Source organism: Paenibacillus sp. B1-35, assembly GCF_050474385.1.
Lineage (GTDB): Bacteria > Bacillota > Bacilli > Paenibacillales > Paenibacillaceae > Paenibacillus_B > Paenibacillus_B alvei.
Window position 1 is genome coordinate 1,418,592 of record NZ_JBCHVJ010000001.1, and the last position, 25,688, is coordinate 1,444,279.

Genomic DNA, 25,688 nt, shown 5'->3' on the forward strand with positions numbered 1-25,688 from the left:
TCTGATGTGATTCATTTAAGCGTTATCATTTTCCCGTCTGAACGGCTTCTTCACGATACTCAGTAGGCTTTTTCCCTGTATACTTCTGGAATACCTTGGAGAAGTACCTCCGTTCTGAATATCCAACAAGCGCACCAATTTGCGTAATGCTCTTGTCTGTCGTGCGTAGCAGGGACATCGCCAGCTCCATCCGCTGACGCGTCACATATTCAACAAACGTTTCTTCGAAATGATTTTTAAACAACAAACTGAAATAACTGCAGCTGATTCCCAAATAATCAGCCATCTCCTCAACGCCGATATCCGATCCCAAATTGCGGTGAATGTAGTCCTTGGCTGATATCATAAGCAACTCGCTCGACTTTTTGTTCATCGCGTGTTCCTTCGTATGATCAACAAGCTCCATGATTGCACACATTAAGTCCTTGACACTCATCATATGCTCAAGCTTGTTCCACATCGCTTCTTCTTCCTGTGGTGAGACCAGTTCCCATTCCCTCATCTCACGAATCAAATGGATAATCACATAGTGCAGGAACGTCTCCGCTCGAACGATAGACTGTTCGGACATATACATGAGGCTGGACTGAAGCGCATGCATTCCGTCGTCTACCTTGGATCGGTCATTCTGCTTCATACCCGCAACAATATCCTCAACCAATTGCCACTGCGACACGGAGGCCGCCTGCCTTGCTACTGAGCCTTCATCAACAGATACGAGCTGCTCATCAGCGGTATGCAAAATAAGAGTGCGCTGCAAGCGCTTATACGTATGTGCCAAGCTCATCAGCGGTATTGGCCCGTTATCCCAAGCAAGGCTTACGGTCAACTTCACATGGCTGTGGACAGCCTGCTGAATTTCCTGAGCCCAACGCTCCATATCTACCGATGTCACTTCATACTGGTCACGATAGCATTGGAGAAGCACGCACCACTCCCCTTCACGCATTTGCAATACCGCATACTTATTCCAATCATCAACAATCGCATCCTGAAGCACATTACGAACTGCAAAGTTCCACAGCTTGCGCTCGTTGTCACTCCATGAGGCACTGCGCTGTGCATAGCCATCCAAGTCAACAAGCAGCAAAGAGTAAGCCAGCTTCTCAATCGGCTGCTCCTCATCGACCATGAAGGCCGCGAGTGCTCCATTGGAAAATCCCATAAGAACATCGAACATCATCTTTTCGTACGCAAGACTGATCATACGGCCCCAACGCCGTTCTGTTAGCTTCTTCTCCAGTTGTCTTGCGCGCACCAGATCGGCAAGCTTCTTTACAGTTAGCTCAAGCTCATCGTAGTTAATCGGCTTTAATACGTAATCCCGAACACCGTGCTGCATTGCAATGCGCGCATACTCGAATTCCTGATAGCCGGTCAGCATCATTACCTCGGCTTCACAACCCATTTTTCGAATTCCTCGCAGAAAGTCCATACCGTCCATAACAGGCATACGAATATCGCATAAAATGATGTCAGGCTCGTGCAACTGAACCATTTCCAGTCCTTCCACCCCATTGCGTGCTGTACCCACCAGTTCAACATTCATTTCATCCCACGGAATAACCAGCTTCAAGTTGTTTAATATCGGAACTTCATCATCAATGAGCAGCGCTTTTACACTCATAACGTATCACCCTGTTCGTATTTCGGTATCACACACTGAATCATCGTTCCCATTTGCGAGGCTGAACAGATGAACAATCCATAGCCTGGGCCATATCGAATGCGCAATCGATCCGCTACACTGCGAACCCCAAGTCCTCTACGTTCCGTATTGTACGACTCGACTTCCTGCGGCAGAACTGATTTCTGCTCGTCGGACAGCATATACTGGAACTTCCTTAATTGTTCATTCGACATGCCGAGACCATTATCCTCTACCCGGATCAGAATCCGCTCCTGATCCTCGTAAGCAGTAATGCGAATCCAGCCTGTATGCTCGATGCCATCGAATCCATGCTGTATCGAGTTTTCCACGAGCGGCTGCAAGGTAAGCTTCATCACTTTGCAATGCATAATGTTCTCGGGAACATCGATTTCGAAGTTGAACAGCTCCTCGAACCTGAACTTTTGAATCTCCAAATAGCTCTTCAAATATTCAAGCTCTTCCCGTATCGTGATTTCCTCTTTATCCTGAATGCTGATCCGAAGAATATTGCCTAGACGATATACCATTTGGCTTACCTTTCGGCCTTCGTTCTGGATAGCCAGCACATTTATTGATTCAAGGGTATTAAATAAAAAGTGCGGCTTAATCTGCGCTTCCAGCACACGCATTTCCGCTTTATTTTTTTGCTGCTGCTCATTTTTCACTTGGTCAATAAGACCGGATACTCGTTCAATAAGACTATTGAATCCATGAGAGAGCATTCGCAGCTCATCCCGCCCCTCCTCAACGACGCGAGCGTTCAAATCCCCATCCTCCACTCTCCGCATAAAGCGAACAATTCGTGTAATATTGCGTGTGATGCGATTCGTAAATAGCAGGTTGAACAATAGAGCACCTAAAATACAAATGAGTAAAATTGTCGAGACCCATTTCAGAAATACGACCATCTCTTTCGAGAGAGAGCTCCAATCGCGTACAGATATTAAATACCAGCCATAATCGCTCATCGGATGGTACGTAATTACACTTTCACGTTCCCCGAATTTATCCTTGTAGCTTACATAGGTATTCTCGAACTTCACTGGCTTAGAAGCATAATCGGCGATCATTTGGCCTGTTAGCTGCTTCGAGTTGTCATATAGAATGCGACCATCCTGACTAACGATAAAAAATTTCGTATTTTCCATCTGATCAGCCGTGTAAAATTTATTGAAAAAGGTGTCTAGATCCCAGTTTTTAATCTGGATAATCGAAATGCCAAGCGGCTTCAATGTTGATAAATCCTTCACAACCCGAATTTGCGTAAAGACCTGCTCTGAGCCAGTAAGTTCCGGATATTCATTCGGCCCCACCCACAACGGAACACCATTAAGCTCCATTACTCTCTTAAATAAAGGATGATTTTTGAAATCATCAAACGGCATTTCCTTGAAATTTTCTTTGGAGAAAATCGGGATAATGCCTTCTCCCCGCGCGTAAGCGCTAAAATTGTACAAAAAGGCATAGCTAATCGCAGGATGATTGAACAGCAGCTTCCGGAAATTTTGCTGACGTTCGTTCATGCGGATGTAGTCTGTGCCTTTTAACGTGTCATCCAACTGCTTGCTAATTGGCCTGCCCTGCTCATCAACAATATACAGCTTGCCATTATCGTCATATCTTACGACGCTTGAGCTGACCATATCGTGTTCATAAGGGTTGGATGAGGCCAACGCCTTCTGGAACACATTGTTCGCTATGCCAGTGTCGGACACTTTATTGATTTCATCAAATATATAGCCAATGCTGTGGCTCATGGCCCGCATCGAGAATTGTGCTTGCTCACTATATTTCTTTTCTAGCAAATTAAAGGTAATGACAAACGTAATGGTGCCAAGCAATAGCAAAGGGATAATGATAAGCAAAATAAATCCACTGAACATCTTAAATCGTAAATTCATTGTGCACATTACCCCTTTACCCTATCTCTAATCTACTATGAATATAGTAACACGTAAGAGCTTACATTTCATAGAAAGAATTAGAAGATTAGCCTTTAACCCCGCCTGCTGTAAGACCTTCAATGATTTTTTCTTGCAGGATTGCGTAGATGACCATAACGGGTACGACACTGTATACAATACCGGCTGCCATTTGCGCATAGTTCGTGTTGTACGTATCTCGGAAGCCTACCATACCGACCGGTAGCGTGCGCAAGTTGTCTGTTGAGATAAAGAAGTTTGCGAGCAAAAATTCATTCCAGTTGCCAAGGAAGTTGACGATAAATACCGTCACGAGCGCTGGTACCGTCAACGGCAAGATGACTCTGAAGAAAATGCCCGGTGCGTTCAAGCCGTCAATTACGGCTGCTTCTTCGATCTCAGACGGGAGGCTACGCATAAATGCCGCCAAGATAATAATTGTAAATGGTATTGCCCCTGCTGTGTACGGAACATATAGTGCCCAGTGCTTGTCGAGCATGTTCAAATTTTTCAGAATGCCGTAAATCGGAAGCAGCAATGCGTTGCCTGGAATGAGCAAGCCAAGCAGAATGAACTGGAACACTGCTGCACTCATCTTCTTATAACGCATACGTGTAATCGCAAAGGATGCAAGAGATGCGATGAGAATCGTAGATACGGATGCTGCAAGTGAAATATACAAACTATTAACGAAATAAGTGCTGATTTTTGCATTAACCCAAGCTTTTACATAGTTGTCCCAAGCGAATTCAGTCGGCAAGCCGAATGGATTTGCTGCAATGGCTCCGTTGTCTGTTTTTACAGACGAGAACAGGACGAACAAGAATGGAAAAAGAATAACTGCCAAATAAAGCAGAAGGAAAATATGAGGGACGCCCTTTTTCAGCTGTTTCATCATTAGTATTCAATCCTTTCCGTTCTACGCGCAATGAGTACTTGATAAAGCACAGTAACGATGAGCGTGAACACGAAGATAAGGACTGCGATGCTGTTCCCGTAACCATATTTAAAGCTTGTAATCGAGTGCTTGATCATATAAGTTGCCATAACGTCGGTTGCCCCTGCCGGGCCGCCCTTCGTCATAACGATGACGATATCTGCAGCCTTCATCGCGCCTGCAATCGACAGCATGACGACTACGGATATGATTGGCATAATGAGCGGAATCGTGATGCGCATCGCACGTTGAACGCCAGTTGCGCCATCAATCATCGCTGCCTCGTCAAGGTCTTTCGGAATTGCTAAGATTGCAGCCAACACCATAACAATGTAGAAACCGGTCCACTGCCAAGCGTTCGTAATCAAGATCGAAATCATTGCCGTTTTCTTATCTGCCAGCCACATAAGCGGATCAATGCCGAACAGACCTAACAGCTTATTAAGAAGTCCTGTGTCCGGATCGTAAATGAAGCCCCACAAAATACCGATGACGGCCGTGGACATTACAGACGGCATAAATACAGCTGTCTTGTACAATCCTTTCAAACGCTTGACATTGGAGATGAGCAGTGAGAAGAAAATGATTAACGGAACCTGAATAAACAAAGAGAACAAAATAAAGTAACCGTTGTTCTTCACCGAATCCCAAAATTCTGGCTTACTCATCACATTGAGATAGTTGTCAAAGCCAATAAATGTAACGTCCTTCGATATTCCGTTCCAACTCGTAAAGCTATAGTAAATCGCATTGATTACCGGGTATATAAAGAATGCGATGAACAAAACGAGCGTAGGAAGCAAAAATAACACATATGTTAAGGGGTTCTTTAATGCTTTGTTCATATGATTTCCCTCCGTCCGTCCCACATCGTAATCATACTGGTTACCTGCCGCTCAGGATGATAAATGAGCACCACCCCCCATATTAGGACAGGTGGTGCTCCTAGTGGTCAAGCTTGTATTTTGTTTATCTTATTTTGATGCTGCGTTCGCTTCTTCTTGAACCTTTTGTACGGCATCCAGAACCGCTTGCGGTTCTGCCTCGCCGCTGATCATTTTTTGAAGCTGTTGGCCCAGTGCTGTGTTCACATCCGCTTGAACAAGTGCGTCAAATGCCGGCCATGTGTATTTCACGTCTTTCATTTGCGCCATAATCGCTTGCAGCAAATCGTTGCCTTGGGAAGCCTCATCCAGCTTCGCTTGGTCAACCTTCATTGCAGGGATAACGCCATCTTCTTTCAAGCCGCGTACTTGCATGTCTTCGTTGTACAGGTTCTTAATGAATGCTTTAACTGCTTCCATCTTGCGTGGATCTTCAGCAACCTTGGAAGAGAACGCATACCCGTTGTTCGAGTCGAACATTACGCTGTAGCCATCGCCTTCTTTAGCAGGAGGCATCATGAAGAAGCCAGCTTTGTTATGCAATTTACCGGATTGTGTAGCATCAGCGAATACGGAGGATGCCCAAGATCCGTCGAACATCATAACTGCTTCGCCATTAACCAACTGTGTGCGTTGTGTTGCATAGTCAAGACCAAGCTCGCCTTTTTTGAAATAGCCTTTCTTGATCCACTCTTGGTGCTTCGCGAATGCTTCTACCATTTTTGGATCGTTCCACTTCGTGTCGCCTTTAGCAAATCCAGATGTAATATCCGCACCGCCGAAGTAGGACCACAGTGTGTTCGTTGTCATCAATGGTACCCAAGCATCCTTGGAACCAATTGCGAATGGAATTTTGCCGTCAGCCTTTACTTTTTCAGCGATTGCTTCAAGCTCAGCCAATGTTTTTGGAATTTGAATGCCTTTTTCAGCGAAATAGTCTTTGTTGTAGAAATATCCTTCAATGGAAGCGCCGATTGGCAAACCGTAGATCTTATCGTCTACTGTCCATTGTGCAAGGGATTGAAACTTATCCTTCAATCCAAGTTCGTTGAGAATCGGTGCTACGTCGAGAATAAGTCCATTCTCTGCGTACAATTTAACGTCTGGGTTACCGAAAGCATCAAAGATATCTGGTGGAGATCCGCTGCCCATCTCTGCACGAAGCTTTTCTTTGCGGTTCACCTCGGAGTCCACACCATCGAGCTTAATTGTCAGACCTGGTACTTCGGATTCTGTCTTCTTTACAACATCTTGCAGGATAGCAAAGCGATTTTTCTTTGCATCACCGAGCTGCGTGTGACGAAGCGTAAGCTCGAACGGTTCAACCTTTTTTTCTTCACCAGTTTGGTTTGCTGGCTTTTCAGAACCATTCTCTGTCTTCGATCCGCATCCTGTAAGCGCTGTCGTTGCGATGAACAGAAGCGTCAGAATCATTACCAATCCTTTTTTCATGTAAGGACCCTCCCGTATGTTTTTGTCTGCCAGTATCTTCTTGTTGTTTGCTACGCCTTCATTATAAATCGACCATGTCCATTCTGTAAGGACGACATTTTCACTATTGAGGGATAAAATCCTCTAACAATCCTTGCAGAAAATAAAACAGCGGTCAAAAACCCCAATCCGAGGATTTGACCGCTGATCTGTGAAATGCATGGCATACTAGGCTCTATTATATACTTTCGAATGCTGCTAAACTTACAATCTGATACAATACATCATTTCAGTAATCGAATATGAGCGAATTAGTTCCCTCTTGTAAAGTTGTACAACTTATCATACAGTTCTCGAATACTAGCATTTGTGCTGTTCGCTGCATCGCGCAGAACCGGCCCGCTTCCTTTATAATACGCAGTAAAGCCTTTCCCCGCGAATCCATATTGGTAACCTGCGTTCATATAGTCATTGAATCGGTTGCGGAACACATTATCCGTTAGCATACGGTTGTCGAACTCCACTTCAACGCCCATTCCGTATCGTTTCGCAGTAGTCACGCCATCAATAAGACGATCAATTGATAAATCTTCAAAATAATAATTTGGCTGGTAGGTCGCTGCATCAAAGCCAGCGTCTTTCCAAATAAAACTCTTATATGTCACGGAATGTGGGATCCAGAACGATTTCAGCCCTCTTGCATGAACATCAGAGTTCATCATCCGCAGGAAGTCTGGGGCTGACTTGGACCAGCTAATATCTTCATCCAGCCAGTACATACCAACCAGTTCAAGGTTGGAGTAGTTGTTCGCATTCCAGCGGTTTTGAACCTCTTGCAGCCACCATCTGACTGCCTTCTGGCGTGTCGCCAAGGCTTTTTCTATGCCCACGCTGGCTTCACTGAAGTTCTCGGTAATGCCGTCGCCGTCAATGTCACCGAAGTTCGTCGTTGATTCTCCCGGATTTGGCAGCATCATAACAACCTTCGTTTTATGATTCGGCTGTCCGAGCTGAATTCCTACTTCCTTCGTCGCCTCATTCAACTGCTTCAAGTCACCTTGCACGCCAAATGTTTTATCCAGATACCATTGCCAATCCGTAAGGAGTGAATCCTTTCCGAAATCACGGCCCGCCGGAGATTGGAGACCCAGCATTAACACCCCATCAAAGAACCAGTCCTGAACTTGTCCGGCTTGATTCACATAACCAATTTCCGGAATCAGGCTGTCTTTTGTCCACTCCGGAACGTCAGCGTAATATCCATTGTAGACAAGCGATAAATTACGGATTCCAGCAGTGTCGACGCCTGGGTACTGGAATTCGAACGGCTTCATATTCACGACAACTGCTCCGTCAGCCTTGCCGTCAGTTCCCATAATTTCAATCTCATCAATAAATGTCCATGCTTTCGGATGCATAGGGAACACAACTTTCACGTAGCGTGCATAGGCCATCGTAGCACCTTGTCCTCCGCCTGCAACCCCATCTTTGCTGCCATCCCATACATAGGTTTGATCAATTGGTGGGCCATTCGTCCAGCCTCGTTCCGTTGCTTTGTGCCCGACAATTCCCCAATTCATACTATCATCTGACACATATATAGATACGCTTAACGGGAACAAAATCGCAGAACCCGGCCAATCTTGAAGGAAATGCGCTTTCACACTGGCAATTGACTTGCGCTGTCCAAAATCAAAAGTAACTTCGCGCGCCTTTTTCTTAATATGACCAACCCATGCCGGATCCGTAACATTAGCGGTTCCTTTTTTTCCATCAATCAGCTTGTTGCCTGGATCCGGATAATTCGATTCCGGCGCTTCCGACCATGTGTAAGTAGAGTTCGTAGCAAGGTTGCGGAACTGAGGTGCCGCTTGTGCGTTCGGCATGTTCGGTATGATTGACAATATCAGCATCATGCTGAAGACAAGTGCTGCCATCTTTTTCATCATAATCAATATCCCTCCTAAATAAGATCATTTTCGAAGAATACGGCGGCGCTGAATCATCGAATAACTAAGCTGCGATCCTACCTCCTCTATTCATAAATTCATCCAAGAAAAGCTGATCCCCCATGATGCCTGATACCTTTTCTAGGTTGAACCAGTAGCTAATAGCATCTCTTCATCTTCCAGTTATGAGGACAAGAAAATGCATTTCCACAGCATATATGCTTGGTAAAAAAAAGACCTTGGATGACAGCGCTTCCATTTTGGGTTGTGAAAATCCTTTTCTCATTCTTACTGCGTATTATAGTTTTTTTCTTCCAGTTTAAAAATAGTTCTTTCCGATCAATTTATACACAATTCACGTTACACGATATTTTTGAATTGGCGTTCTAAAATGAACATTCTTTCACGATTTCAACAAAAAAAGAGATGACCTCTTCCCTATATGGCAAGTCATCTCTTTTCCTATATGAACATAGTTGGGTTTCACGATACGCTGGTTTGCTGGCGTCCTTTCTCAATAAGCGCATAAGCACGCTCCACCTCTTCTGCTGTCGGGGAAGGAACCCCTTCAAGCGGATACTTTTCGCCTAGCTGTTCCCACTTGTATACGCCCATTTGATGGTATGGCAGGATTTCAAATTTCTCAACACCTTGCAGTGTACCAATAAAACGGCCCAGTTCAAGCAAATCCTCTTCATCATCGTTAATCGTCGGTACGAACACGTGTCGAATCCACATTTTCTTGCCATGCTCCGATAACCAACGCGCTGTATCCAATGTGCGTGCATTCGGTACACCTGTAAGTGCAATATGCTTGTCATTGTTAATATGCTTAATGTCCAGCAGTACAAGATCTGTAACGTTCATCAATTCTTCGAGCTTCGTCACGTCGTTGAATCCGTTAGAATCAAGTGTTGTGTGCAGATCCCAGCGCTGCTTCACTTCACGGAACAATTCTCTAACGAATGCCGCCTGCAATGTTGGCTCTCCACCCGATACAGTAAGTCCCCCGCCTGAGCTGCGGTAGTAAGGCAAGTATGGTTCAATTTCAGCGAGTACCTCTTCCAGCGTCATCTCTTTGCCGTCACTCAAGCTCCAGGTGTCGCGGTTATGGCAATATTGGCATTTGAGTGCGCACCCCTGCATGAATAAAATAAAGCGTATGCCAGGTCCATCAACGGTACCGAATGTTTCTAACGAGTGAATACGTCCGATCATCTCTATCACTTTCCTCTCCAGCCCATACAACCTGATTGAATGACAAGAGGGACGCTCCCTCCCCGCCATCGACCGAAAGATACATGGCATTTGGTGCAGTTGCGTCCCTTTACTTATCAAATATCGAGTATATCCATTACGTTGCTCATTTTGCCTCTAGTTCAACCGTAATTATGTTCTTACATTGAACCATGGAATGTACGGTTGATAACATCCAATTGCTGCTCACGAGTCAGCTTAATGAAGTTAACCGCATATCCAGATACGCGAATCGTCAATTGTGGGTAGTTCTCTGGATGCTCCATTGCGTCCATCAGCTGTTCACGGTCGAACACGTTGACGTTCAAATGGTGCGCGTTGCTGCCGAAGTATCCATCCATCATCGATACGAGGTTGGATTTGCGAGCATCAAGCTCTTTGCCAAGTGCCTTAGGTACGATGGAGAATGTATTCGAGATTCCATCCAAGCTGTGCTCATATGGAAGCTTCGCTACCGAGCTAAGCGATGCGAGCGCGCCCTTCTTATCACGGCCGTGCATTGGGTTCGCGCCTGGAGCGAACGGTTCGCCAGCTTTGCGTCCGTCAGGAGTTGTACCTGTCTTCTTACCATATACAACGTTCGATGTAATCGTCAGAATCGATTGAGTCGGCATTGCATTGCGATAAGCTTTATGCTTGCGAATCATGTTCATGAACGATTCAACCAGTTCAACAGCGATGCTGTCTACGCGATCATCGTTGTTGCCGTAACAAGGATATTCGCCTTCAATTTTGAAGTCAACAGCGATGCCTTCTTCGTTGCGAATCGGTGTTACTTTGGCATATTTGATTGCACTCAAGGAATCGGCTGCTACCGACAAGCCGGCAATACCGCAAGCCATTGTGCGCAAGATTTCTTTATCGTGCAGCGCCATCTCAATGCGCTCATAGCAATATTTATCATGCATGAAGTGAATCACATTCAATGTGTTCATATACAGCTTCGCGAGCCATTCCATCATCTGCTTGAAGCGTTTCACAACCTCGTCGTAGTCCAATACGTCGCTAGTGATTGGAGGAAGCTCTGGTCCAACTTGCAAGCCAAGCTTCTCATCTTTACCGCCATTGATTGCGTACAGCAAGCATTTCGCCAAGTTGGCGCGAGCGCCGAAGAACTGCATTTGCTTACCGATGCGCATTGCGGACACACAACATGCGATACCGTAGTCGTCGCCATAGATTGGACGCATCAGGTCGTCATTTTCATATTGAATGGAGCTTGTTTCAATCGATACTTTCGCACAATATTTCTTGAACGCTTCAGGAAGCTTCGTCGACCAGAGAACAGTCAAGTTAGGCTCTGGAGCAGGTCCCAAGTTGTACAAGGAATGCAGGAAGCGGAAGCTGTTCTTCGTTACGCGAGTTGTACCGTCCGAAGCCATACCGCCGATCGATTCTGTTACCCAAGTTGGGTCACCACTGAACAGGTCGTTGTAAGCAGGTGTGCGCAAGAATTTAACGATACGCAGTTTCATAATGAAATGGTCAACCAATTCTTGAGCTTCTTGCTCTGTCAATGTACCTTCTTGAATGTCGCGTTCCACATACACATCGAGGAACGAGGATACACGACCGAGGGACATTGCAGCACCGTTCTGTTCTTTGATGGCTGCCAGGTAACCGAAGTATACCCATTGGAATGCCTCTTGTGCATTTACGGCTGGCTTGGAAATATCCATGCCGTGCATTGCGGCCATTTCCTTCAATTCAGCAAGTGCGCGAATTTGTTCCGAAATTTCTTCACGATCGCGGATAGTATGTTCATCCATTGCATCCAGCTCAAGATTTTTGAGGTCGTTTTTCTTTTGCTGGATCAAGAAATCTACACCGTACAGCGCTACGCGGCGGTAGTCGCCGATAATGCGGCCGCGGCCGTAAGCGTCTGGCAAGCCTGTAATAATACCCGCTTTGCGCGCCATGCGCATGTCGGAAGTATAAGCATCGAAAACACCTTGGTTATGTGTTTTGCGAATGTCTGTGAAAATTTTGATAACGTCTTCCGGCATTTCGAAGCCGTATGCTTTACAAGCATCGATCATCATCTTAATGCCGCCAAAAGGTTGAATCGAGCGGCGGAACGGAGCATCCGTTTGTACACCTACTACTTTTTCTTTTTCTTTATCTAAATATCCCGGCTTGTGCGATACAATCGTTGAAGGTGTATTCACATCAACATCCCATACACCGCCGCGTTCACGTTCTTCTTTGGAGAGCTGGCTCACGATATCCCACAGATCCTTCGTATTTTGCGTAGGACCTGCCAAGAATGCTTCATCGCCTAAGTAAGGCTTGATGTGTCCATCCAAGAAGTTTGGCACATCAACGTGAGTTTGCCATTTGCCTGCTTTGAATCCACGCCAAGGATTCATTTCATTTGTTCCTGTCATGTTCTTTTCCATCACCGACATCATAATCCCTCCATACATGTTTGTTTTTCTGTATGTGTTGTAATCGAATTGAAAGCGCACACCCAGCAAATGTTTTCGTTTTCCACTTCACATTGCTTGTGATCATTTTCACGAAAAAGGCTGCAAGGCGGTTATCTCATCTTTCGCATTCGTTCGATAGCTGCCTTTTCGTAATGCCGAGTGAGGCTGTGCAGCAAGTTTTATAAGGCGAATTCTGATTCTATTTCATCCTCTCCTTGCTACGTCTTCATTGTACCTCTTTTCACACTTTTAATTATGTGATATTTATCACAATATATGCTGGGCAAATGATTTTTTTCACAAATTATGATTCAAAATGTTGGAATCGTATTCCTACTCCCCATCTCATTGCTGCTTACAAAGCAAAAGCAGCGGAGAAAATCTCCCCGCTGCCTGCTTCTTGATTATTCAAAACGTCCGTAGAATGCGTTCCGATATACATCCGCCAGCTCTGTTACGAGCGGAAGCTTCGGATTTGCTGTTGTACACTGGTCTTCAAAAGCACGGTCTGCCAAATAATCAACACGGGATTCGAAGTCCTTCGCATCGAAGCCAAGTTCTTGGAACGACTCTGGAATTCCCAATTCGCGATTCAATCCACGAATGGCGTTAATCAAGCTGTTCACGCCCTCTTCGGTTGTCCGGCATGGTAGACCGAGGATGCGGGCAATTTCCGCGTAGCGCTCATCTGCCACAAAGTGATCGTATTTCGGGAACGATGCATACTTCGTTGGCTTCTTCGCATTGTAGCGAATAACATGCGGCATGAGAATCGCATTCGTACGACCATGCGCAGTATGATATTGCGCACCCCACTTATGAGCCAAGCTGTGATTGATGCCTAGGAATGCATTCGCGAACGCCATACCAGCAAGTGTGGATGCGTTATGCATTTTCTCGCGAGCCTTCGGACAAGCTTCATGATGAGATTTCACCAAGTTCTCGAACACCAATTGAATGGCCTTAATTGCTAACCCATCAGTATAATCGCTTGCCATCACCGATACATAAGCTTCGATTGCGTGCGTCAGTACGTCCATACCCGTATCTGCAACTGCCGTCTTCGGCAGGCTATATACGAACTCTGGGTCGATAATCGCTACGTCTGGCGTCAGTTCATAATCGGCTAGTGGATATTTCGTGTTTCCTTTCTCCTTATCCGTAATAACCGCGAACGAAGTTACTTCCGAACCTGTACCCGAAGTCGTTGGAATTGCGACGAACTTCGCCTTCTGCCCGAGACGCGGATACTTGAAAGTACGCTTACGGATATCAAGGAACTTCTGCTTCAGGTTGTCGAATTCAGCATCTGGATGTTCGTAGAACAGCCACATGCCCTTCGCCGCATCCATCGGAGAGCCGCCGCCAAGTGCGATAATGCAGTCAGGCTCGAAGCTGAGCATCATTTCTGTACCGCGTTCCACTGTCTTTGTCGATGGATCTGGCTCTACATCAGAGAACACTTCAATAACGACTGGGTTGCGGCGTTGACGCAAGTAGTATTCCAATTTTTCTACGTAGCCAAGCTTCACCATCATCGGGTCAGTAACAATCATGACACGGCTAATATCCGGCATCTTCGCCAAGTACTGCGTTGCGCCTTTTTCAAAGTATATCTTGTTCGGCACCTTGAACCATTGCATATTCACTGTTCGCTTCGCCACCCGTTTAATATTCAGCAGATTGACAGCCGTTACGTTCGAAGAAGTCGAGTTGCGGCCATAAGATCCGCAGCCTAGCGTCAACGAAGGAATATTCGTGTTGTATAGGTCGCCGATTGCTCCATGGGTCGAAGGAGAGTTTACAAGAATACGACCTGTTTGCAGACGATCTGCGAATTTGCCGATTACCTCGTCATCATGCGAATGGATAACCGAGGAATGGCCCATTCCGCCAAACGCTACGATTTCAGCAGCGCGATCAATTCCATCTTGTGCGGTTTTCACCTTGTAGCAGGCAAGCACCGGGCTTAGCTTTTCAGCAGACAATGGGAACTTCGGCCCTACGCCATCCAGCTCAGCTACTAGAATCTTCGTCGTATCCGGCACTTGAATACCAGCCATCTCTGCAATCTTCTTCGCGGACTGACCTACGATGTTCGGATTCACTGCACAAGTGTCTGTCTTCATCGCCATTGCTTGAAGCTTGCCTGTCTCTTCCTTGCTCAAGAAGTAGCAGCCTTGGGCTGTCATCATTTTCTTCGTTTGTACGTAAATCGGCTCTTCAATAATGACTGACTGTTCAGAAGCACAGATCATACCATTATCGAACGTCTTGGAAAGAATCAAATCCGTTACGGCTTGATTCAAGTCTGCCGTCTTCTCGATGAAGCAAGGTACGTTGCCCGGGCCAACGCCAAGAGCAGGCTTGCCGCAGCTGTAAGCAGAGCGAACCATACCAGCACCGCCTGTCGCTAGGATAAGCGCCACATCAGGGTGATTCATCAAGGCGTTAGTCGCTTCCATCGACGGATACTCGATCCATTGGATACAGTGCTCTGGCGCACCATATTTCACAGCTGCATCATGCAGGATGCGAGCTGCTTCCGCGCTGCATTTCTGAGCTGATGGATGAAAGCCGAAAATGATTGGATTGCGTGTCTTTATCGAAATGAGCGCCTTGAACATTGTCGTTGAGGTCGGATTCGTTACCGGTGTAATCCCCATGACAATTCCAACTGGTTCCGCAATTTTCATGTAAGAGCCGTACGGATTATCCTCAATGACGCCTACTGTTTTGTCATACTTGATATAGTTGTGGATATATTCAGTTGCAAATATATTTTTCGTAATTTTATCCTCATACACACCGCGTCCCGTTTCCTCAACGGCCATCTTGGCCAGCAGCATGTGCTTATCCAAGCCAGCGAGTGCCATTTGCTGCACGACCTTGTCAATTTGCTCTTGGTTCATATCCATAAATGCTTCTTGCGCCTTCTTCGCGCGGTCAATCAATTGTTGAATGTGCTTCGTGACATCGTTTTTCTCTACAACTGGTTTCGTTTCCTGTTTTGTCGCCATTCTCTCCGCCTCCATTCATTGATTCCATGCCGATGAACCTAAGGAAAGGTCTTTTATTTGGTCTGTATACGGTTCTGTTACGGTCCTTATCTGAGGTTCGTAATGGATACAATTGCTTGTGAATCATTTCACACTCTCATTGTACCCACCTGAACGGGGTTTAGTATGTGATATTTTTCACATTATCTCACTAATCTGATCAATATTTTATTTTTCTTTGGTCCAGCGTGATATTAATCACTCAATTTAACCAAACTGTAACTAATTTTAATCGTAAATAAATTGACAACTGCTTGCGGAACATCCATGATAGTAATACGTATTCATATAGTGAAACTTGTCACATGGAATTCCTTGGGTCAAAATTACTAAAATTTGAAATATGTAAATTGGAGGGGAACAGGGTGACTAACATCATCGAACAATTTGGAGAGCCATGCAATACCTCTTGTTTCTCAGAACAGAATGTAGAACGATTAATAAGTATTGGTAAAGAACGTACCTATCCGGATAGTTCTCATTTGTTCTGGGAGGGAGACCTATCTGATAAGCTATTCCTTCTGAAAAGCGGCCGTGTAAAAATCACGAAATCCACAGATGAAGGAAAAGAGCTCATTCTGTACATGTATCAAGCTGGAGATTTGGTTGGCCAAGTTGACCCATTCCATAGCACGAAGCATACCTTCACCGCTGAAGTTATCGAAGAAGCTGAAGTATTACTAATCGAGCAAAAAGATATCGAAATACTCATCTGCCAGCACTGCGATTTCTCCATTGACTTTATGAAGTGGATGGGTATTCATCACCGCCTTACACAGACAAAGTTCCGGGACTTGATGATGTACGGCAAGCCTGGCGCGCTGTGCTCCACACTGATAAGATTATCGAACACGTATGGCGAGGAGCTAGAGGATGGCGGGATTCTTATCAACAAAAAAATCACACATACAGATTTATCGAACATGATCGGCGCGACACGCGAAAGTGTGAATCGTATGTTGAGCGATCTCCGCAAGCGCGATGTCATTGAATATGAGAATGGCATGATTGTTATTCGGGAATTGGAACATTTGCGGGAAGTATGTCATTGCGAAATGTGCCCGAATGAGATTTGCCGCATCTAAATCAAATTGCCCTCATGCACGTATATGACATGAGGGCAATCATTATGTTATGCATCTATATTTAGCACTGCAAATAATGTGCTCTCTATAGCGCTTAAAAGGCTGTCATCCGGAATACATGTGCGATCGGGGCATTGCCCCCAACTTCACTCGTTGGCAGCTTTACGTGCAAACCTGCTTCGTCTGAATGGAATGCTACGTTCTGATCTGTACCGACCAATTGGATGTTCGTCACCTTTTCTAGATAAGGAATAAATATGTGATCGGTAACTTCCGATTCCTCAGACGGATATAAGTACGTACAATATACTGTGTCTTCCTTACGAGTAAAGGCACAGCGCTGAGTAAAATAAGGAGCACAAATACGGGTTCCATAAACAGCTTCCCCATAGGTCTCCATCCATGCACCGAGTTCCTTAATCCGTACAATCGCCCCCTCTGGGATGCGGCCGTCAGGCTGCGGCCCCACATTAAGGGCCAGGTTTCCTCCCTTAGCAACCACCTCCATGAGAATGTGCACAAGCTGCCGAGTTGACTTATACTTGTCCTCATATCGGAATGAGAAGGATGTCCCCATCGTAATACAGCTTTCCCAAGGCACATTCATTGCCTCATTTGGAATTGTTTGTTCCGGAGTTATAATGTTCTCATACGGCCCGCCAACCGTGCGGTCGGCAGACAGCAGCCATGGCTGCTTCTCTCTCGCCCTCTCTACCACTTCTCCCAGACGAATATCCTGTGATACGCGGCTTTCCTTGCATACCCAGCCCGCATCCAGCCACAACACATCGATACGGCCGTAGTCCGTCAACAGCTCTATTATCTGTTCATGAGTAAATTGGACGAATTGCTCCCATAATTCAGGATAATCCTGCGGATTATAAGACGGGCCCCGCCATGTCGGATTGCTTCTCTCCATCCCTGGCGCCCAATACGTTGGCGTATGCCAATCAGCCTTGGAGAAATACGCTGCGATGGCCATGCCTTTGTCTCGGAACGCATTGAATAAATGCTTGCACACATCCGCATACTTATGGGTATGGAATGGTGTTTGGGCACCCGTAATTTTATAATCTGTCGTTTTCGTATCCCACATGCAAAATCCATCATGATGCTTGGTCGTAAAAATCAAATATTTGAAGCCACCTTCCGCAGCTAAGTTCGCCCAACGTTCTGGCTCGAAGCGAAGTGGATTAAACGTTTTGTTCAAATCAAAATATTGCTGCTTCAGCTCCTCAGCATCATAATCCCAATCCACACTATCACGCGACCACTCTTCATCGACATCACTAAGCGCCCACGATTCCACGATACCGAGCTGGGAATAAGTGCCCCAATGCATCATTAAGCCGAGCTTCTGATCCTTGAACCATTCCAACTGCTCGAGCAAGATTGGCCGATCAGGCTTCACCCATTCTTCTTCTGCACTGAAATTGTGCACCCCTTGCTGAACAATTTGTTCATCTTGGCGTTGTTGTTCATCATGTTGAATGGTATCACTCATTTTCACTTATCCTCCCATGTCTGATCTTTGATGAAGAACCCAATTATGCTAGCAGAAATATCTAATTCCTAGTAAACCAGAAACATCTTGTGGACAGCAATAAAAAAACATAGACATAAGAAATTTACGGGGAAATCGAATAAACGAGGGGAATTTTTTATAAATGAGGTTCCTTATTTAAGCTTAGTCTCTGTCATCAAAAAAAGCCCCCAACGTCCGAAACGCATGCCACGTTTCCCGTTGAGAGCTATAGCTGTCACTCGTTCATGGGGTAATAATAAACTCAATATGGTCATCAGGCTTCAGTGCAAGCTTCCGGCCTTCGTTTACCGACATCTTTTTCCCGTTGACCTTCAGCGAAAATTCAATAGTGTTTTCCATTTTTCGCTGACCAATGTGAAGCACTTGCTCGCCGTCGTCTGACAAGGAAATTTGTGCAAATTCATCAATCAAATCGTTCACGTTCATGTTCTCTTTCCAGCTGACCACATACGTATTCGTCATTTCTGGAATTGTCTTACCGCCATCAATGCTCAACGTCAATCCCGCTATAGGAAGTGAATTCGTCTTGACATCCAATCGCTTCACATAAACGACAATGGTATCGTCAGGGCCGACGATCTTATTCATAGCTTTAGGCTGCCTTAGCTCTTCATCATTCAACAAGATGCCCCACCCCATCTTCGCATCAAGGGCAACGTCTCCAACTGACTGTATCATTCCATCTTCTTCTGAAATCTTCACGATTCCGGTCTGCTTTAATGAATCTGTTACAGTCATGCCTGAGTTCCAATCAATCCCAATATGTTCTGACAAGTTCGGTATATAGGAACCGCCCTCGATAGTAACAGTCACCTTCGAAGCCGGGCTGGATTGCTCTTCCACATGCTGCTCCTGCACAGGAGTCTTGGAGCACGCAGTAATGATACCTATCAACAACATCAATACAACAAGAACTACGGAGTGTTCGGCGTATTTACGGATGTGTATCCATCGACTCTTCATTACGTCAACTCACTTTCTTGCCTTCTCTTACCTATAAGCATACAAGTTTATTAGTCTATTATGCAATAAGATGAGCAAGAAATCGTATCAATCCCGTAATAAAATTGGTTTGATTACCCGTTGTTCGACATGAACATGAGAAAGATCCCTTATTTATACAATTACTTCCTCTAATATTTTCCTCATATAGGTTTTTCGTGCAGCCAAGAAGAATAAAGCCTGCATTACCACGAACATGCTCACTACCGTCAATGCATATCCCATCATATTCGAGTACACGAGATTGCTAAGGGTCTTCAAGGCGAACAGCGTATGGGCGCTTCCAACAATGCAGGGTGCGAAAAAAATAAGACCAACTTGAAACGTGACAACACGCCGAATTTCAACAATGGATAAGCCGATGCGTGTTAGCCCCCTGAAATAGGCCTGGTCATCCTGTAGTTCAGTAAACAATTTGAAATAGATGACACTGCCGCTCGCTATAAAGAACAATAAACAAATGAACAACCCTATGAACATGCCAAGCGCAGATACTTGCATCGAACTGCTCCAATCATACACTCGGCTTGAAATTCTTATGCTGTCTTGTTCATCCTCGTTAAACGACAGATGCTCCCTAATCTTCTTGTCTAACGCCAAGGAATATTCCCAATCCGCCCAATTGAATGCATGTCCATATCTTGCCTTCTCCGCCGGCGCTTTCTTGAATAGTTGTTCAAACAGCTCGTCGCTTACAACAAGTACATTGTAAACACCTGTACCTGAATTCAGGACGTTTCTTGTCATCAATCTATGAATATGGCCGGACGCCTGAATGCTGGTGTCGCGAACATTTACCGTAATGGAACCAGGATGGCCATAATATTGCTGCCTATCATTCTCCCCAGACTCCACCATAGGCATACGCGTAACGAGAGTCATCTCATCGCGGGCTAACGTAAGCGGTTGTCCTTCATCCATTGCAATAATGCGGTTATATTCCGACACACTCAACATCGCCGCAGAATTTTCGCTGATGTTTGCTTGTGAATAAAACACTTCCACAAACCTGAAGGCAACTTCTTGCTCTACCTGGTTATCGGTACTTTGCGCCCAAGATTTAATCACTTCGGGTTTTATCGGTTGAGGCTTATCCTTGGTCCAAGTAATAACATAGCTTTGCGGCATTTCTAAGAGCTGCTGCTTTCTCGTCGTCTGGTCGAACGCATAAAAGCTCGCGGTAGCAGTCAATACCACAGCGCACAAAATCGACACATTGAACAGCACACGAGCATTGTCCTTCAATTTGAAAGCTGCCTGTGAAATATTCAGCAAATTGGTTCTGCGGTAATACACGCGTTTATTTTTTTGCAAAATACGGATAAGCCCCACACTGAATTGCGTATAAAAGAGGTACGTCCCGAGCACCGTAAATCCCAATATCGGCAGGGCGGTAGCCTCAAACAACCGCACATTCGTCACATAGGCCAAGCTGTATCCCAGTGTTAAAGAAAAGACAGACAGGGCCACGAGCACCCATGAGAATTTAGGCGGTGATTTAGGTTCTCTATGCGCCCGTATCAGCTCAACAATTTGGCTGCGCCCTACCTTCCGCAACGAAAACACCGTAATGCAAGTAAACAAAAGCAGATACCCTGCTGACGTCAATAGGATTGCTTTCGGAACAATGTAAAAGGAAATCGGTGCATCAACGGCCAGTATATGCGATAAAGCCATCAAAAACAGCTTCGTCATAAAAGTGCCAATGCCCATTCCTACTGCAATCGCCAATATGGAAATAATCATGTTTTCATAAAAAACGAGTCTTCTCAGTTGGGGCTTGGTCATGCCGAACAGCGTAAGCAGCCCAAATTCCTGCTGTCTTGATTTCAAGAACGCGGAGCTGGAGTACAAGGTGAAGAAAAAAGAGAAAATGATGATCAAATACTCGCATATCATCATCACTTTTCGAACCTGGTGTCCTCCGGGTACATGTCCATTGATAACGTCAGGATGATAGATAAATGCCGCATACATATAGAAAATCATCACAGCAAATACACTGCTTAAAAAATAGGCGCTGTATCGATGCCAATTCCCCTTTATATTACTTATAGCGAGCTGTCGGAATGTCATCGAAGTTCCCTCCTAACAAGCTTAGCGAGTCTAAGATGTGTTGGAAGAAAATCTGTCGATTCGCACCGCGCCGCAGTTCGGAGAACAATCTGCCGTCCTTGATGAACAAAATTCGCTTACAGTAGCTCGCGGCGAATGCATCATGCGTTACCATCAATATGGTTCGATTCGTTCTTTCGTTCAAATCCTCAAGCGCAGTCATAACATCCTTCGCGGCCTTTGAATCCAGATTGCCTGTCAGTTCATCTGCAAGCAGCAGCGAAGGTTGGTGAATGACTGCCCGCGCTATCGCCGTACGCTGCTTCTGACCGCCCGAAACTTCATAAGTACGCTTATCCAATATATGATCGATCCCAAGCCAGCTTGCTGTTTCCAACAGCCTGCGCTCAATCTCTCTAGCAGATATGCCGTCAAGCGCAAGCGGCAATATAATATTTTCTCGAATGCTGAGTGTATCGAGCAAATTGAAATCTTGAAATACATAACCGAGTTCTCTTCTGCGAAAATAGGCCAGCTTGCGATTGCTAAGCTTCGCAGGATCCGTTCCGTTAATAAATACATCTCCAGAAGTTTGCTTGTCTATCGTAGCTAATATATTAAGCAATGTAGTTTTTCCACTGCCTGAAGGCCCCATTATGCCGACAAATTCCCCTTCATCAATGGTCAGATTTATATCTTGAAGAGCCGTATAGGTCATGTTCCCTCTTGTTCCATACACTTTGGATAGTTGCTTAGCTTCTAATACAGGCATATGTGTCCAGCCCCTTCCTTCTTGCGATCCGAAACCCAAATAAATATACACACAGTATACCCTTTCTCTTCATCATGCCAACATCGAATTGGCTTTCATTCCAAGAATTCACCTTACAAAGTTGTCACATTCGTGCTGGCGAATCCATAACAACAGCCCTCTTCCTAATGGAAAAGGGCTGTTAAGAGAAGAGGTTGTGAACTAGTTGTTTTTTATTCATGAATTCAATGCAACCGTTCAAGCAACTGATGGTGCATCGCTCTTGTCCCGAACTTGATCGTTACCGTCGTGCCTTCATGAAGCTTCGATGTTATGTGGATCGAATGACCGAGCTTCGCGCATACTTGTTTAACCAAATAGAGCCCCATACCTGTTGCATCTCCTTCCTTGCGTCCATTCTGACCGGTGAAGAATGCATCAAATACACGCGGCAAATCCTCAGGAGCTATCCCGATTCCTTCATCCTGAACATGGAGGAGTATCGACTCCCCTTCCCGCTCCACCTTGAACGACAGTGATTTGGAGCCCTCTTTGTCTCTCATGTATTTAATCGAATTCGTTACGAGCTGTGTCAGTACAAAGTTCAGCCATTTCTCATCACTATCTACGATCACATCATCGGATTCAATTTTCGGGAAAATTTTATGCTTTATCAACGATTTCTTATTTTCATTCACAACCTGCCGAATAACCTGCTTCAGATTCAAGCCACTAACATGAAGATCCAGCTCGAACTTGTCCAGCCGTGCTGTGCTTAACATCATGTCCAAACCTTTCGTAAGACGATCGGCCTCTTCGCTGACACTGCGCAGCAGTGTCTCTACCTGAGACTGATCGAGCTCATACACAGGCTGCTGCGTAAGCAAATGAATGACGGACACGGGAGTCTTCATATGATGCACCCATTGGTTCGTGAAATGAACATGCTTCTCCCGCTCGTTCCGCATCGTAAGAAGCTCGTTCATAAACGAGCGATATTGACGTGATAACAACGCATGCATTCGTCTCTGCTCCAACGTGCTTGGATGTTGCAGACAAAGCGTGAAATCACTATCGCTCGTATTGGTCTCTGCATTGTACATTTCCTTATACCAGCGCCGCTGGTTCGTATAATCATATACAAGACCAACCATGAGAATGAAAGCAGCAAGCACAAAAATGTATATCAGGCTTTCCTTTGCAGCAAATCGTTGTCCAATACTCAGGTCAAGCCAAACGACGAGCAATGCAATCGCAATCGCAACGAAGCAGGTGCATATGATAACAATTCGATCCCGTACATATTGAAGAAAGGTCATTCCCGGCTTCATTCATTCACCCAAGTGGCCGACATCCGATACCCTTGGCCACGCACCGTCTCTATCGCTTTTGCTATCCCGATTTCCTCCATCTTCTTGCGGACACGAGTAACATTAACCGTTAGTGTATTATCGTCAACAAAATCAACATCGTCCCATAAGGTTTCGAGAAGCGTCTCACGAGAAACGATATAGCCGATCCGTTCCATGAGACAGGCGACGAGGAGCGCCTCATTTTTGGTCAAATCAACTCGCTTGCCTGACCATTCGAGCGTGTTCTTCGCTCTGTGAAGAGTTAGCCCCTGTACCGTCATCTCCTCACCATTTCCTCCGCCGTTAGCCGCATATTCACCGTATGTACGGCGCAACACCCCTTTTACCTTCGCCAAGAGGACATCAAGATGAAACGGCTTCGTAATAAAGTCATCTCCGCCATTCTCGATCGCCATAACTTGATCCATTTCTCCAGTGCGCGCCGATACGAAAATGATAGGTACGTTCGTTTCACTGCGGAATTGCCGGCACCAATAAAAACCATCGAAGGCTGGCAAATGGATATCGAGCAAAATTAAATCTGGATTGATTTCCAGCATTTCTTCCTTTAATTCATTAAATCTTGTCGCTCGAGTTACATTGTAATTATATTTTTCAAGAGAAGACTGTAAAATCGAAGCTATCTTATCGTCATCTTCTACGATCATAATTGTATACATTCCATTACCCCCAGTCAGCGAACATGCTCTAATATATGTTGTTGCCTACTTTCTTTCATCATAACATAAACCTTTTTTTTCACGAAGAACGGAGCAGCTTGACATTTATGTAGTGAATTAACGTTTAAGCGAATGTCATATAAAAAACGTATACATAATGAACAAAGCTCCCTTCATATAGACGGGAGCTTGACGTGGTGTTCCTTCATTCCTAAAGGAAATGGAAATATTTAAGTCGTGCGCGGCATTTCTTGATAAGAAATTAGTACGCCGCCTTCCCCCGCATACGTGCCAATGACAGGCCCCATATTCACGAACAGCACTTGATCGAAGTGATACTTATCGAGGAGTTCCTTCATAAATGCTTTAGCTCGTTCCTCGCAATTTGAATGTGCGAAGGCGATCCACTCTTTATCAACATGGCTCCACGCATCGCCCACCTTCTCAATAAGTCGGCGAAGCGTTTTCTGCGTGCCTCGTATTTTCTCCATCACTTCGATTGAACCTTCTTCACTTGCTTCCATAAGCAGCTTAATGTTCAACATCGAAGCAACAGTGCCCTTGAATTTGCTCAAGCGTCCGCCGCGTATGACATTATCGAGGGTATCCAGCGTGAAGTATGTGGTCGTGCGCTTCACTTGATCGCTCAGTGTATGAGCAACCTCATCCAGTGTCTTACCAGCAGCAGCCAACTGAGCAGCGCGAACGGCAAGCAGCCCAAGCCCAGCAGATGCTGTTTTCGTATCTATAACTTCAATCCGATTCGGATGACCTTCTTCCTCGTACATCGTTTTTGCCATTACTGCATGATTGTAGGTACTGCTTAAGCTGGAGGTCAAGGAAAGGACCAATATATCTTTATCAGTGCCAAGCGATTGATACATGTGGTAGAAATCGGCTGGCGACGGACTGGACGTCTTCGGTAGTTCTTCCTCCTCTCGCATACGCTCATAAAATTGAGTGGTGTCCATATCAGAGGTAAACACCTCTTGACCGAAACATACGCAAAGGGGTACTACGTGGATGCCGAACTGCTTGACGATCTCTGGAGTCAAGTCTGAACTTCCGTCCGTAATGATGTGAATGGTCATGTCATTCTCCTGTCCTAAATTAAAAGTTAGTTATTATGGCTCATTCGCTTAATTATACGAGCTTGTCCCGGTGTTTACAACGACAAAAGTAGGCAATCTAGTAGAAACAGCAAAAATGCCGAGCACTAACCTGCTGTCAGTTAGGCTCGGCATGCGATGAGTTGTCCGCTGCACATTATTCTTGTTCCGAATGATGAGAGGCTGCGTCCGACTCATCGCAGCATCCGATTGATTCGTTGACCCACTGCTCTGCCCACTTCCCAATGGCCTCCATGACAGGCTGCAGAGCCAATCCTTTTTCCGTAAGTGTATATTCGATGCGTACAGGCGTTTCTGGATATACATTGCGGACTACAATCCCTGCCGCCTCCATATCTTTCATGCGTTCACTCAACATTTTGTCGCTCATGGTAGGAATGAGTGCGGAAATATCCTTAAAGCGCTTAGGCCCACTCAACAGCACTTGAATGAGCAGCCCATTCCAGCGCTTTCCCAAAATGCAGAATGCCGCTTCGAATCGGGGACACATTCCCAAATGTTCTGATTGCATCCGTTCATCCCTCCTTCTTAACTTACAAAATGTAAGCAATATTTATTTTACCATAGC

18 protein-coding genes are annotated in these 25,688 nt (G+C 45.3%); 1 reads left to right on the forward strand and 17 read right to left on the reverse strand.

The genetic code is table 11. The features are described from left to right. Positions 1-25: 25 nt before the first annotated feature. The 9 genes from ACQ5BJ_RS06145 to adhE all read right to left on the reverse strand — a co-directional run bounded on the left by ACQ5BJ_RS06145 (position 26) and on the right by adhE (position 15,480). Positions 26-1,627 carry a response regulator gene (locus tag ACQ5BJ_RS06145; RefSeq protein WP_005546652.1) on the reverse strand — a complete coding sequence of 534 codons (1,602 nt, stop codon included), beginning with the start codon at positions 1,625-1,627 and terminating at the stop codon, positions 26-28. Further along, a complete protein-coding gene (locus tag ACQ5BJ_RS06150) occupies positions 1,624-3,552 on the reverse strand; it encodes a cache domain-containing sensor histidine kinase (RefSeq protein ID WP_430109091.1) in 1,929 nt (642 codons plus the stop codon). The genes ACQ5BJ_RS06145 and ACQ5BJ_RS06150 overlap by 4 nt, the downstream gene beginning before the upstream one ends. Before the next feature lie 88 nt (positions 3,553-3,640). Continuing rightward, positions 3,641-4,468, reverse strand: coding sequence for a carbohydrate ABC transporter permease (locus tag ACQ5BJ_RS06155; protein ID WP_040735919.1), 828 nt, complete (start codon positions 4,466-4,468; stop codon positions 3,641-3,643). 2 nt (positions 4,469-4,470) lie between these two features. Further along, positions 4,471-5,355 (reverse strand): carbohydrate ABC transporter permease, encoded by an 885-nt coding sequence (locus ACQ5BJ_RS06160; RefSeq protein WP_163977005.1) that lies wholly within the window; start codon positions 5,353-5,355, stop codon positions 4,471-4,473. Positions 5,356-5,484: 129 nt separating this feature from the next. After that, positions 5,485-6,846 (reverse strand): ABC transporter substrate-binding protein, encoded by a 1,362-nt coding sequence (locus tag ACQ5BJ_RS06165; protein ID WP_163977006.1) that lies wholly within the window; start codon positions 6,844-6,846, stop codon positions 5,485-5,487. A gap of 290 nt (positions 6,847-7,136) precedes the next feature. Continuing rightward, positions 7,137-8,774: a DUF4855 domain-containing protein gene (locus tag ACQ5BJ_RS06170; RefSeq protein ID WP_430109093.1), complete on the reverse strand. Its 1,638-nt coding sequence runs from the start codon at positions 8,772-8,774 to the stop codon at positions 7,137-7,139. 483 nt (positions 8,775-9,257) lie between these two features. Further along, positions 9,258-9,992: a pyruvate formate-lyase-activating protein gene (pflA, locus tag ACQ5BJ_RS06175; protein ID WP_367668488.1), complete on the reverse strand. Its 735-nt coding sequence runs from the start codon at positions 9,990-9,992 to the stop codon at positions 9,258-9,260. A gap of 179 nt (positions 9,993-10,171) precedes the next feature. Next, positions 10,172-12,439 (reverse strand): formate C-acetyltransferase, encoded by a 2,268-nt coding sequence (pflB, locus tag ACQ5BJ_RS06180; RefSeq protein ID WP_005546632.1) that lies wholly within the window; start codon positions 12,437-12,439, stop codon positions 10,172-10,174. Positions 12,440-12,864: 425 nt separating this feature from the next. Next, on the reverse strand, positions 12,865-15,480 hold the full coding sequence (adhE, locus tag ACQ5BJ_RS06185) for a bifunctional acetaldehyde-CoA/alcohol dehydrogenase (protein ID WP_005546630.1): 2,616 nt from the start codon (positions 15,478-15,480) through the stop codon (positions 12,865-12,867). A gap of 404 nt (positions 15,481-15,884) precedes the next feature. Between adhE and ACQ5BJ_RS06190 the strand changes: the two genes are divergently transcribed. Next, positions 15,885-16,604: a Crp/Fnr family transcriptional regulator gene (locus tag ACQ5BJ_RS06190; protein WP_163977009.1), complete on the forward strand. Its 720-nt coding sequence runs from the start codon at positions 15,885-15,887 to the stop codon at positions 16,602-16,604. A gap of 94 nt (positions 16,605-16,698) precedes the next feature. On the opposite strand, the gene ACQ5BJ_RS06195 is transcribed toward ACQ5BJ_RS06190, so the two are convergent. The 8 genes from ACQ5BJ_RS06195 to ACQ5BJ_RS06230 all read right to left on the reverse strand — a co-directional run bounded on the left by ACQ5BJ_RS06195 (position 16,699) and on the right by ACQ5BJ_RS06230 (position 25,631). After that, positions 16,699-18,108 carry an alpha-L-fucosidase gene (locus ACQ5BJ_RS06195; RefSeq protein ID WP_268619961.1) on the reverse strand — a complete coding sequence of 470 codons (1,410 nt, stop codon included), beginning with the start codon at positions 18,106-18,108 and terminating at the stop codon, positions 16,699-16,701. A gap of 264 nt (positions 18,109-18,372) precedes the next feature. Beyond that, positions 18,373-19,113: a hypothetical protein gene (locus tag ACQ5BJ_RS06200; RefSeq protein WP_430054558.1), complete on the reverse strand. Its 741-nt coding sequence runs from the start codon at positions 19,111-19,113 to the stop codon at positions 18,373-18,375. A gap of 153 nt (positions 19,114-19,266) precedes the next feature. Then, a complete protein-coding gene (locus tag ACQ5BJ_RS06205; RefSeq protein WP_430109097.1) occupies positions 19,267-21,228 on the reverse strand; it encodes an ABC transporter permease in 1,962 nt (653 codons plus the stop codon). Beyond that, complete coding sequence (locus tag ACQ5BJ_RS06210; protein WP_040735918.1) at positions 21,200-21,979, reverse strand: ABC transporter ATP-binding protein; 780 nt, start codon at positions 21,977-21,979, stop codon at positions 21,200-21,202. Before ACQ5BJ_RS06210 ends, ACQ5BJ_RS06205 begins: the two co-directional genes overlap by 29 nt. Before the next feature lie 224 nt (positions 21,980-22,203). After that, entirely contained in the window at positions 22,204-23,289 is a 1,086-nt protein-coding gene (locus ACQ5BJ_RS06215) for a sensor histidine kinase (protein WP_005546616.1), read from the reverse strand. Continuing rightward, a complete protein-coding gene (locus tag ACQ5BJ_RS06220; RefSeq protein WP_005546614.1) occupies positions 23,286-23,990 on the reverse strand; it encodes a response regulator transcription factor in 705 nt (234 codons plus the stop codon). Before ACQ5BJ_RS06220 ends, ACQ5BJ_RS06215 begins: the two co-directional genes overlap by 4 nt. Positions 23,991-24,220: 230 nt before the next feature. Next, on the reverse strand, positions 24,221-25,081 hold the full coding sequence (locus ACQ5BJ_RS06225; RefSeq protein WP_163977013.1) for a DegV family protein: 861 nt from the start codon (positions 25,079-25,081) through the stop codon (positions 24,221-24,223). Positions 25,082-25,256: 175 nt separating this feature from the next. Next, positions 25,257-25,631, reverse strand: coding sequence for a winged helix-turn-helix transcriptional regulator (locus ACQ5BJ_RS06230; protein ID WP_005546610.1), 375 nt, complete (start codon positions 25,629-25,631; stop codon positions 25,257-25,259). Between the last annotated feature and the right edge of the window lie 57 nt (positions 25,632-25,688).